General features: G+C 66.3%; 10 protein-coding genes. 6 read left to right on the plus strand and 4 right to left on the minus strand.

Translation table 11 applies throughout. The features are described 5' to 3' along the window. The first annotated feature begins 81 nt into the window (after window positions 1-81). A complete protein-coding gene (locus QN358_RS17970; protein WP_323513173.1) occupies window positions 82-1,131 on the plus strand; it encodes a biotin/lipoate A/B protein ligase family protein in 1,050 nt (349 codons plus the stop codon). Window positions 1,132-1,154: 23 nt separating this feature from the next. On the opposite strand, the gene QN358_RS17975 is transcribed toward QN358_RS17970, so the two are convergent. Together QN358_RS17975 and QN358_RS17980 are read right to left on the minus strand one after the other, a co-directional pair. Then, window positions 1,155-1,577 (minus strand): VOC family protein, encoded by a 423-nt coding sequence (locus tag QN358_RS17975; protein WP_323513174.1) that lies wholly within the window; start codon window positions 1,575-1,577, stop codon window positions 1,155-1,157. Window positions 1,578-1,669: 92 nt separating this feature from the next. Beyond that, the gene (locus QN358_RS17980; RefSeq protein WP_323513175.1) at window positions 1,670-1,957 is read right to left on the minus strand and encodes a GNAT family N-acetyltransferase; all 288 of its coding nucleotides are present in this window, start codon (window positions 1,955-1,957) and stop codon (window positions 1,670-1,672) included. A 71-nt stretch (window positions 1,958-2,028) separates the two neighbouring features. Here QN358_RS17980 and QN358_RS17985 point away from each other — a divergent pair, with 71 nt between their 5' ends. Next, the gene (locus tag QN358_RS17985) at window positions 2,029-2,955 is read left to right on the plus strand and encodes a site-specific DNA-methyltransferase (RefSeq protein ID WP_323513176.1); all 927 of its coding nucleotides are present in this window, start codon (window positions 2,029-2,031) and stop codon (window positions 2,953-2,955) included. Here QN358_RS17985 and QN358_RS17990 read toward each other — a convergent pair. After that, window positions 2,946-4,784 (minus strand): MDR family MFS transporter, encoded by a 1,839-nt coding sequence (locus tag QN358_RS17990; protein ID WP_323513178.1) that lies wholly within the window; start codon window positions 4,782-4,784, stop codon window positions 2,946-2,948. The genes QN358_RS17985 and QN358_RS17990 overlap by 10 nt on opposite strands. 204 nt (window positions 4,785-4,988) lie before the next feature. Here QN358_RS17990 and QN358_RS17995 point away from each other — a divergent pair, with 204 nt between their 5' ends. Both QN358_RS17995 and QN358_RS18000 read left to right on the plus strand, forming a co-directional pair. Further along, window positions 4,989-5,882 (plus strand): amidase domain-containing protein, encoded by an 894-nt coding sequence (locus QN358_RS17995; RefSeq protein ID WP_136643152.1) that lies wholly within the window; start codon window positions 4,989-4,991, stop codon window positions 5,880-5,882. Between the two features lie 115 nt (window positions 5,883-5,997). Then, window positions 5,998-6,963 carry a M15 family metallopeptidase gene (locus tag QN358_RS18000; RefSeq protein WP_237280475.1) on the plus strand — a complete coding sequence of 322 codons (966 nt, stop codon included), beginning with the start codon at window positions 5,998-6,000 and terminating at the stop codon, window positions 6,961-6,963. Window positions 6,964-7,099: 136 nt separating this feature from the next. Here QN358_RS18000 and pgm read toward each other — a convergent pair whose 3' ends face one another. Next, window positions 7,100-8,725, minus strand: a complete 1,626-nt coding sequence (gene pgm, locus QN358_RS18005; protein WP_136643153.1) for a phosphoglucomutase (alpha-D-glucose-1,6-bisphosphate-dependent) — start codon at window positions 8,723-8,725, stop codon at window positions 7,100-7,102. 187 nt (window positions 8,726-8,912) lie between these two features. On the opposite strand from pgm, the gene QN358_RS18010 reads away from it, so the two are divergent. Both QN358_RS18010 and pheA read left to right on the plus strand, forming a co-directional pair. After that, entirely contained in the window at window positions 8,913-9,269 is a 357-nt protein-coding gene (locus QN358_RS18010) for a hypothetical protein (RefSeq protein WP_323513177.1), read from the plus strand. A 19-nt stretch (window positions 9,270-9,288) separates the two neighbouring features. After that, on the plus strand, window positions 9,289-10,293 hold the full coding sequence (gene pheA, locus QN358_RS18015; protein WP_136643155.1) for a prephenate dehydratase: 1,005 nt from the start codon (window positions 9,289-9,291) through the stop codon (window positions 10,291-10,293). Window positions 10,294-10,327: the final 34 nt, after the last annotated feature.

Here is a 10,327-nt window from a genome sequence, read left to right on the forward strand (position 1 = left end):
AGATGTGTATAAGAGACAGGTCGCTTGGTTCGGGCCGTGCCGTCAGGGTGGGGAAACTCGATGGCCGCGTAGGCTTCAGGCATGCATGGTGAATACAAGGTTCCGGGCGGCAAGCTCGTGGTGGTCGATCTCGACGTGGTCGACGGGCGGTTCTCGAACTTCCGGCTCGCGGGCGACTTCTTCCTCGAGCCCGACAGCGCGCTCGGCGACATCGACGCGGCCGTCAACGGGCTCGCGGCCGACAGCGAGGCGGCCACCATCGCCGCGGCCATCAAAGCCGCACTGCCGAAAGAGGCCACCCTGCTCGGGTTCTCACCCGAGGCGGTGGCGGTGGCCATCCGGCGCTCCCTGGCAAAAGCCACGAGTTGGCGCGACTACGACTGGCAACTGATTCATTCGAAGGCCGTCGCGCCTGTCATGCAGATGGCGCTCGACGAGGTACTCGCCGTCGAGGTGGGCGAGGGTCGTCGCCAGCCGACGCTGCGCATCTGGGAATGGGATTCACCGGCCGTTGTCATCGGCAGCTTTCAGTCGCTGAAGAACGAGGTCGACCCCGACAACGCCGCGAAGTTCGGATTCGACGTCGTGCGCCGGGTCAGCGGTGGCGGCGCCATGTTCATGGAGGCCGGCTCGGTTGTCACCTACTCGATCTACGCCCCGGCCGACCTCGTGCAGGGGCTCAGCTTCGCCGACTCGTACGCGTTTCTCGACGAGTGGGTGATCGTGGCGCTGAAGTCGCTCGGCATCGATGCGTCGTACGTTCCGCTCAACGACATCGCGAGCCCCTCCGGCAAGATCGGCGGTGCCGCGCAGAAGCGGCTCGGCAACGGCGCGGTGCTCCACCACGTCACCATGAGCTACGACATCGACGGCGAGAAGATGGTGCAGGTGCTGCGCATCGGCCGCGAGAAGATGAGCGACAAGGGCACGAAATCGGCCGCCAAACGGGTCGACCCGCTGCGCAGCCAGACCGGGCTCACCCGCGCCGAGATCATCGAGCGCATGAAGGCCACCTTCACGTCGCTCTACGGCGCCACCGCCGGCGATGTGACCGACGCCGAGTACGCCAAAGCCGAGCAGCTCGTGCACGACAAGTTCGGCACCCGCGAGTGGATCGAGCGCGTGCCCTGAGTCACGCTGCCGGAGCCTCCCGGCTACTCGGCGGGCGGGCCGTTCTGCTGAGCCGCTGGGTCCATCCAGGTGATCTGCCACCCGTTGCCGTCGGGGTCTTCGATGTCGCGGGCGTACATGAACCCGAAGTCCTGGGGGTCGCCGGGAACCGAGCCCCCGGCATCCAGGGCCGTCGCAGCGAGCGCGTCGACCTCGTCTCGCGTCTCGACTCCAAGCGCGTGCAGGGCCTGTGTGTGGGTCTTCGGGTCGACGAGCTCCCGGTCGGTGAGGTCGCCGAAACGCGACTTCGCGAGCAGCATCACGTAGATCGTGTCAGACAGCACGATGCAGGCAGATGACTCGTCGCTGAAGTTCGGGTTCACGGTGTACCCGAGGGCGGTGTAGAACGCCTTCGAGACTTCGAGATCAGCAACCGGCACGGTGACGAAAATGTTTGTGGTACTCATGCCTCCACAGTGAACCAGACGTGCCGCGAGAAGGGAAGTACGAGTTCTGGGCCCGCGCCGCCTGCTGGCGGCCGGCGAGAGAGCGCGGCGGGTCAGCCGCGCTCTTCGAGCTCGTGGTACTCGGGGTGGGCGTCGATGAAGTCGACCACGAAGGGGCACTGTGCGACGAGCTTCAGGCCGGAGCCCGTGCGTACGTCGTCGAGGGCCCCCGCGATGAGGGTGCTGGCGAGGCCTTCGTCGCGGTGGGCGGGGTCGACCTCCGTGTGCGTGAAGACGATCGCGTTGCCGGTGAGGCGGTAGTCGGCGAAACCTGCTTCGCGGCCGTCGACGAGCAGAACGTAACGGTTCTGGGAGGTTCTGTGCTGCAATTCGGTGCTCATGGTCTGATCGACGGTACGCCCTGTGGCGTCGCCGGGCGACCGCGTTGCGGTGGGGCTGCCACAATGAGAGGATGCCCGCCCCCTCCGCCCCCGAAGAAGACGGTCTCGGCGACGGCGACGGCGACGGCGACCGCGACGGTGCCGCGCCGCTGGGCCGGGTGATCCTCGCCGACAACCTCGAGCTGCTTCCGACGCTCGCCAGCGGGTCTGCCACGGTGATCTATCTCGATCCGCCGTTCAACACCGGGCGCGTGCAGCGGCGTCAGGGCACGACGGCGGTTCGGGCATCCGCCGGTACCGGGTCGATCACCGGGTTCAAGGGCAACAGCTACACGCGCATCAAGGGTGACCTGCTGCGCTACGACGATGCGTTCGAGAACTACTGGGAGTTTCTCGAACCCCGCCTGCTCGAAGCCTGGCGCCTGCTCGCCGACGACGGAACCCTGTACCTCCACCTCGACTACCGCGAGGCGCACTACGCGAAAGTGCTGCTCGACGCGCTGTTCGGGCGCGAGAGCTTTCTGAATGAAATCATCTGGGCGTACGACTACGGTGCGAAGGCGAAGACGCGCTGGCCGACGAAGCACGACACCATTCTGGTGTACGTGAAGAACCCCGACACCTACTACTTCGACTCGGCGACGGTCGACCGCGAGCCGTACATGGCACCGGGGCTCGTGACGCCTGAGCGCGCGGCGCGCGGCAAGCTGCCGACGGATGTCTGGTGGCACACGATCGTGTCGCCGACGGGCAAAGAGAAGACCGGTTACCCCACACAGAAGCCCGAGGGCGTGATCAGGCGCATCGTTCAGGCCTCGTCGCGCGAGGGCGATCTGGTGATCGACTTCTTCGCCGGCAGCGGAACCACCGGCGCCGTGGCCGCGAAGCTCGGGCGGCGGTTTCTGCTGGTCGACCAGAACCCGGAGGCGATCGCCGTCATGCGGCGCCGCCTCCCGGCCGATACGTCGTTCGAAGAGGGCGTGCCCGCTCAGCCGTGACGCGGGCCGCTGGGCTTCGTGGTGCTGTCGGTGCCCTCGGCGCTGGTGGTGGCATCGGTGCCGGGGGTGGCATCCGGGACTGGGGCGGCGCGGAGGGTATCGGCCACCGTAGCCGAGGGCTCACGCTCGCCGTCAGACGTGCCGGGCTCGATCAGGGCACCCATGGTGTTGGCCGCCGAGAGCGCTTCGGCCGCGAGAGCGTCGTCGCGGGCATCCAGATCGCTCGCCTCCTGCAGCGCAGACTTCTGGCGAAGCGGCGTGGCCTTCAGGAACAGGCTCAGCACGAACGCAACCGTGATCACCGCGAGGGTGATCCAGAACACCGAAGCGATGGCGTTCGAGAACCCGTCGAGGAACGGGTAGGCGAGCGCCCGCGTCGAGTTGTTCAGGAACGACGTGTCGCCGTCGAGCGCGTTGGAGATCGCAGAGGGGTCGTTCGACTGCAGAAGGCCCAGGATGGTCTTGTTCGCGGGGTTCGCGAGCACCGTCGGGTCGGCCAGCGCCGCCTTCAGGTTGGCCGTGTTGGTGGGGTCGGCGAACGCGTCGCCGATGGTGTTCGGCAGGCGCGTGAAGATGAACGAGAACACAACGGCGGTGCCCAGGGTTCCACCGATCTGGCGGAAGAACGTCGACGCACTCGTCGCCACCCCGATGTCACGCGGGCCCACAGCGTTCTGCGACGCGATGGTGAGCGTCTGCATCATCTGGCCGAGCCCGAGGCCGATGAAGAACATCGACATCATGACGTACCAGAGCGGCCGGTCGACCGTGAGGAAGGTCATCAGAACGAAGCCCACAGCCATGAACAGCGTGCCGGTGATGGGAAAGATGCGGTACTTGCCGGTGCGGGCGATGAGCTGGCCGCTGACGATCGACGCGATCATGAGGCCGAGAATCATCGGCAGCATCAGGAAGCCCGACTCGGTGGGCGTTGCGCCCTGAACGAGCTGCAGGTACAGCGGCACGGTCAGGAGCGCGCCGAACATGCCGAAACCGACCAGCACGCCGAGCACGGTGGCCACCGAGAACGTGGAGTTCTTGAACAGCTTCAGCGGAATCAGTGCGTCGTCGCCCATGCGGCTCTCGACGAAGATGAACGCCACGATGCCGGCCGCCGAGAGAACGTAGCAGGCCCAGGCGCCGGCCGAGAACCAGCCCCATTCGCGGCCCTGTTCGGCGATGAGCAAGAGCGGGACGAGCGCGAGGATGACCGTGGCCGCCCCCCACCAGTCAATACGTACGGCGCGCTTCGTGTGCGGCAGGTGCAGAAACTTCAGTACCACGGCGAGGGCGACGACGCCGATGGGAATGTTGATGAGAAACACCCAGCGCCAGCCGGTGATGAACAGAATCTCGTGCGAACCCGAGAGCAGGCCGCCGATGAGCGGGCCGATGACGCTGGCGATGCCGAACGTGGCCAGGAAGTAGCCCTGGTATTTGGCGCGCTGGCGGGGGGCGAGCATGTCGCCCATGATGGTGAGCGGCAGGGCCATGAGGCCACCGGCACCGAGGCCCTGAATGCCGCGGAAGACCGCGAGCTCGTACATCGAGGTGGCGAGGCCGGCGAGCAGTGAGCCGATCAAGAAGACACTGATGGCGATGATGAACAGCGGGCGACGGCCGAAGATGTCGCTGAGCTTGCCGTAGATGGGCGTGCTGATGGTCGACAGAATCAGGTAGGCCGTGGTCACCCATGCCTGCAACGCGAGGCCGTTCAGGTCGTCGGCGATGGTTCTGATCGACGTGCCCACGATGGTCTGGTCGAGGGCCGACAGGAACATGCCTGCCATGAGGGCGAAGATGATGACCAGAATCTGGCGGTGCGTCATGACGCCGCCGGCATCTTTGATCGACTGTGCTCGGGCCTGGCCCGTCGAGAGGGTGCGTGACATGATTTCCTGATCTGGAAAAGCGGCTGCGGTGGAGGTCGCGCAGAAAATTGCGGAGAGTGCAAAGTTACACCCGACGAAAGTTCGGTGCAAGCCGTAGGTCTCTCCAAGGCAATTGATAAGAAAATATGTTCGTCTTGATCAATGCCTACACGTCGTTCCTTTCTTTTTCTTGCGGTTGGCACCGGTCTGATGGCGGTCGCCGGATGCACGGCGATCAGTGCCGTGGGCGAAGAGTCACACGCCGGCGCTGCGTCACCCAGCCCGAGCCCCACCCTCACACCGAATCCGCTTGTTACCGACGCAAGCGTGGCGAGCGGATCCCTGGTGGGCGGAACCACTGTCACCCTGACCGGGTCAGACCTGGCCGGTGTGGTGAGTGTTCTCGTGGGCACCGTCGGTGCGGCATCCCTGACCAGCACCGGCGACGGCCAGGTGACCTTCGTGACGCCCGCAGCCATCGACTACCAGCCCGCGAATGCCATGATCACGCTCACCAAAGCCGACGGAACGACGGTCGACACGGGTAAGGAGTTCACGTATGAGGCGGTCACGTCGGTCGACAAGCAAATGCAGTACGCCTTCACCTACTGGCAGAACTACAACCTCGACGCCTGGGGCAAGTTCTCCGACAACGACTGCGGCAACTTCGTGAACCAGACGCTGGTGGCGCGGGGCTGGGCGCAGAACGACGACTGGTACAGCGACTACGCGACGACCGGCGACTACAGCTTCAGCTGGATCCGTGGCAACGAGATGGACGACTATCTCGCCTCCCGCACCGATACCCACCGCCTCGAACTGGCCGACCGCGCAAAACTGAAGCCCGGCGACGTGGCGATGTTCGACTGGGACCCGCAGAACGACAACGGGGTCGACCACACGATGGTGGTCTCGGCCGTCATCGCCAATCCCGACGGATCGACCTCGATCAAACTCGTGGGCCACACCCTCGACGCGCAGTACCGCGACCTCGACCAGGCCATCACGGTCGACAACCCGGGCGGAACGGCGCACTTCTACAGCATCAGCGACTGAGTCGCGCGGCGCAGCTCTTCATCTGACACGAATTGTGGGCGTCTGAAGGGCGCATGCCAGGTTGTCGTAGCCAGTATTTGGCTACCCGTTCACTGCGCGGCAATACACTTGGCGAGTGTCAACCGATCTGCCCCCCGACCTGCCCCCGCAGAAGAGGTTCAGGCAACCGCGCTCGGGGAGCCGCGAGACTCCGCCGCCAGCTCCGGATGACCGGGCCCGGGCCCTCCGCGCGCGCCGGGTCGTGGCTGCCTCCCTCATCGTCATCATTCTGGCGGCGCTCATCATCGTGACCGTGGTCGTGGTGAAGATCGCGGCGCCGACCGCCCTGGCGCTGGTGTCGGGTTCGCCGTCGCCGAGCGCGAGCGCGTCGGGGCTCACGTCAACGGCGCCCTCGCCCTCGCCGAGCGCGAGCCCGGCCCCGGGCATCCTGCCGACCACGCCCGCTGCGGCGCCCGGCTTCGACAAGACGCGGTACTCGCTCGACGACCCCACGAGTCTCTGGGTGGTCGTGAACAAGCAGCGGGCCATCGCCGGCGCGGCGGATTTCGTGCCGCCGAACCTCGAAGCCATTCCGGCGGAGATGAAGAACCCGTTCGGGCAGTCGCTTCGCACTGACACGGTCGACGCGCTGGCCGCGATGTTCGCTGCCGACAAGACCGAGGCCGGCACCACGCTCATCGCGCAGAGCGGCTACCGCTCGTACAGCACCCAGGTGAGCTCGTACCAGTACTACGTGAACCAAGACGGCGTCGCGGGCGCCGACCAGACCAGCGCCCGGCCCGGTTTCAGCGAGCACCAGACCGGCCTCGCCATCGACATCCTCGACACGACCAGCGGATGCACGACCGACTACCCGTGCTTCGGCAAGAGCACCTCGGGGCAGTGGTTGGCCGCGAACGCGTACCGATTCGGCTTCATCTTGCGCTACCCGGCCGACAAGACGGCGGTCACCGGTTACGAGTACGAGCCCTGGCACTTCCGGTACGTGGGCACGGCCCTCGCAACCGAGATGCACGCCAAGGGGGTCGAGACCCTCGAAGAGTTCTTCGGGCTCCCCGCCGCCCCCGGCTACGCCGGCTGACGCTGGCTACGCCGGCCGCAGCCGCAGCCGCAGCTGCACCCCACCTGCTCGGGTTGCACGTTTACTCCGTCGACTCGGCGAAGTTTGCGGGTGTCACGGCCCCGCACCCACAAACTTTGCCGAGTGGATGCTGCGGTCAGGCGCCGAGGGCGCCGTCGACGATGCGCTTGGCCTCGGCCTGCACCTCTTTGAGGTGCTTGGGGCCGAGGAAGGATTCGGCGTAGATCTTGTAGACGTCTTCGGTGCCGGAGGGACGCGCGGCGAACCAGGCGTGGTCGGTGGTGACCTTCACGCCGCCCACGGCCGCGTCGTTGCCCGGAGCTCGGCTGAGCTTCGCGGTGATGGGCTCGCCGGCGAGGGTGTCGGCGGGAATGTCGTCGCCATCGAGCTTGCCGAGCTGGGCTTTCTGCGCCTTCGTGGCCGCGGCATCCACTCGCTCGTAGACCGGGTCGCCGAACTTCTCGACCAGGTCGGCGTAGTGCTGCGAGGGCGTTTTGCCGGTCACCGCGAGAATCTCCGAGGCGAGCAGGGCGAGGATGATGCCGTCTTTGTCGGTGGTCCATACGCTGCCGTCGAACCGCAGGAACGACGCGCCGGCCGACTCCTCGCCGCCGAACGCCACGCTGCCGTCGATGAGCCCGGGCACGAACCACTTGAAGCCCACCGGCACCTCCCAGAGGCGGCGCCCGAGCGATGCGGCGACCCGGTCGATCATGGTGCTCGAGACCAGGGTCTTGCCGATGGCGGCGTCTGCTCGCCAGCCCGTACGGTGCGTGTACAGGTACTGGATGGCCACGGCAAGGTAGTGGTTGGGGTTCATGATGCCCGAGTCGGGCGTGACGATGCCGTGCCGGTCCGCATCCGCATCGTTGCCGGTTGAAATGTCATAGGCGTCTTTGTTGGCGACAAGTGAGGCCATGGCGTAGGGCGACGAGCAGTCCATGCGGATCTTGCCGTCCCAGTCGAGCGTCATGAACGCCCACTGCGGGTCGACGACAGTGTTGACGACGTCGAGGTTGAGGCCGTAGCGCTCGCCGATCAGCTCCCAGTACTCGACGCTCGCGCCGCCCAGCGGGTCAGCGCCGATGTGGATGCCCGACTCGGCGATCTTCGTCATGTCGATGACCCGCGACAGGTCGCTCACATAGTTCTCGCGAAAATCGTACGTATCGGTGGGCTGGGCCTCGCCCCGCAGCACGTCGACGAGGCCGGCCGCGATGATGTCGTTCGCGCGGTTCGCGATCCAGCTCGTTGCGTCGGAATCGGCCGGGCCGCCGTGTGGCGGGTTGTACTTGAAGCCGCCGTCGCGCGGGGGGTTGTGGCTCGGGGTGATGACGATGCCGTCGGCCTGGTCGCTGTGGCCGGCCTCGGCGTGGTTGTAGCGGAGGATCGCGTGCGAGACCGCGGGCGTGGGGGTGTACGAGCCGCGGGAGTCGGTCCACACCGTCACTCCGTTCGCGCTCAGCACCTCGAGCGCGGTGTCTTCGGCGGGCTTCGACAGCCCGTGCGTGTCGCGCCCGATGAACAGCGGGCCGGTGATGCCCTGCACGGCACGGTACTCCACGATGGCCTGCGTGATGGCCAGGATGTGGTTCTCGTTGAAGGCGGTGTCAAGCGATGACCCGCGGTGCCCGCTCGTACCGAAGATGACCTTCTGCTCGGGGTTCGTCACGTCGGGCGTGAGCTCGTAGTACGCCCCCACGAGAGCGTCGATGTCGACCAGGTCTTCGGGGAGGGCCTGCAGCCCGGCGCGCTCGTTCATGTGTCCAGTCTGGCACCTCGGCGGGCGTCTTCTGTAGTACTTGCGCGGGGGTTCGGGAGGGGTTTCAGCGTTGGAAACCCGGGTGCAGAGAATTCGGGAATCGGCGTAATGGAATGGGGGTCACGCACTCTCTTCTCTGTGGAGGCACACTTCGTGCCACCGAAATCGATCAGAAGAAGGATCCACCATGAACAAGCCAACAAGCCGTGCCCGCCGGTTCGCCGCAGTGGGCTTCGCCGTACTCTCGCTCGCGGGGGTGTTCGCCGTCGGCGGCGCATCGGCGGCGAACGCGCAGGGTGCAATCCCGTGCGTCCGCAATTCGGAGGGAGTCTGCCACGGGTACGGCTCGAGCGGCGGCGGCGACCCGTGGGTCGCAAACCTGTTCTATTCAGTCGATGTGATCGGCTACGACCACATCTTCGCTCGTACCGATGGCTCGCAGGTCACCTCCGCGTACGCCGTCAACCTGTCGCACAACCTGCACTACCGCACGTGCTTCCCCGCCACGAGAGGTAAATCGAGCATCGCCATCTGCCAGGAGTGATCGCAGTAGGCTCAACTGCATGTCAGCAGCGCCCGAAGAAGCCATCGAAGAAGCCGTAGCCGTAGCCGCCGCCTCGCAGAGCATCGCCGAAGTACCCGAGATCTACAGCTATCTCGGCCCCACCGGCACGTTCACCGAGGCGGCGCTCGCACAGGTTCCCGAGGCGGTCGGCAAGGTGTGGCGGAGCGTCAACAACGTGGGCGAGGCGCTCGACGATGTGACAAGTGGGCGGAGCGTCGCGGCGATGATCGCCATCGAGAACTCGGTCGAGGGCGGCGTGAGTGCCACCCAAGACGCGCTGGCGAACATCCCGAACCTGCGCATCATCGGCGAATACCTGGTGAAGGTGCAGTTCGCGCTGGTGGCCCGGCCCGGCATCGAGCTGAAAGACGTGCACGTGGTGAACGCGCATCCGGTGGCGTACGCGCAGTGCCGCAACTGGCTCGAGGCGAACCTGCCGACGCACGGGCACATTCCGTCGACATCGAATGTGGCCAGTGCGTTGGCGTTGTTCGACAGCGACCTCGCCGACGCTGCCATCGCGCCCCCGCGCATCGTCGAGCACCACGATCTGCGGGTGCTCGCCGAGAACGTGGGCGACAACCAGAACGCCGTGACGCGGTTCGTGCTCGTGAGCCGCGCCGCCCGGCTGCCAGAGCCCACCGGGGCCGACAAGACCAGCCTCATCGTCGAGCTGCCCGAAGATCGCTCGGGCGCGCTGCTCGAGATGCTCGAACAGTTCTCGACGCGCGGGGTGAACCTGAGCCTGCTGCAGTCGCGGCCCATCGGCGACGCGCTCGGCCGCTACCGGTTCGTCATCGACGCCGACGGCCATGTTCTGGATGAACGTGTCGCCGACGCCCTGCTCGGGCTTCGACGGTTCAGCCCGAACGTCATCTTTCTCGGGTCGTACCCGCGCGCCGACCGCGCTCCGGTGGAGTACATCGAGCGTTACGACGACGAGGTGTTCATCGAGGCGCGCGACTGGTTGCGCTCGCTCATTGCGGGCGAGCCGCAGGGCTGAGTGCGGGGCGCCTGCCTGTCTCTTATACACATCT

This window comes from Subtercola sp. RTI3 (genome assembly GCF_035018625.1).
GTDB classification, from domain to species: Bacteria; Actinomycetota; Actinomycetes; order Actinomycetales; family Microbacteriaceae; genus Subtercola; species Subtercola vilae.

Excerpts from the sequence above, each read along its gene's own strand:
- QN358_RS17970 (WP_323513173.1), top strand. The coding sequence starts at position 82 with ATGCATGGTGAATACAAGGTTCCGGGCGGCAAGCTCGTGGTGGTCGAT.
- QN358_RS17975 (WP_323513174.1), bottom strand. The coding sequence starts at position 1,577 with ATGAGTACCACAAACATTTTCGTCACCGTGCCGGTTGCTGATCTCGAA.
- QN358_RS17980 (WP_323513175.1), bottom strand. The coding sequence starts at position 1,957 with ATGAGCACCGAATTGCAGCACAGAACCTCCCAGAACCGTTACGTTCTG.
- QN358_RS17985 (WP_323513176.1), top strand. The coding sequence starts at position 2,029 with ATGCCCGCCCCCTCCGCCCCCGAAGAAGACGGTCTCGGCGACGGCGAC.
- QN358_RS17990 (WP_323513178.1), bottom strand. The coding sequence starts at position 4,784 with ATGACGCACCGCCAGATTCTGGTCATCATCTTCGCCCTCATGGCAGGC.
- QN358_RS17995 (WP_136643152.1), top strand. The coding sequence starts at position 4,989 with ATGCCTACACGTCGTTCCTTTCTTTTTCTTGCGGTTGGCACCGGTCTG.
- pgm (WP_136643153.1), bottom strand. The coding sequence starts at position 8,725 with ATGAACGAGCGCGCCGGGCTGCAGGCCCTCCCCGAAGACCTGGTCGAC.
- QN358_RS18010 (WP_323513177.1), top strand. The coding sequence starts at position 8,913 with ATGAACAAGCCAACAAGCCGTGCCCGCCGGTTCGCCGCAGTGGGCTTC.
- pheA (WP_136643155.1), top strand. The coding sequence starts at position 9,289 with ATGTCAGCAGCGCCCGAAGAAGCCATCGAAGAAGCCGTAGCCGTAGCC.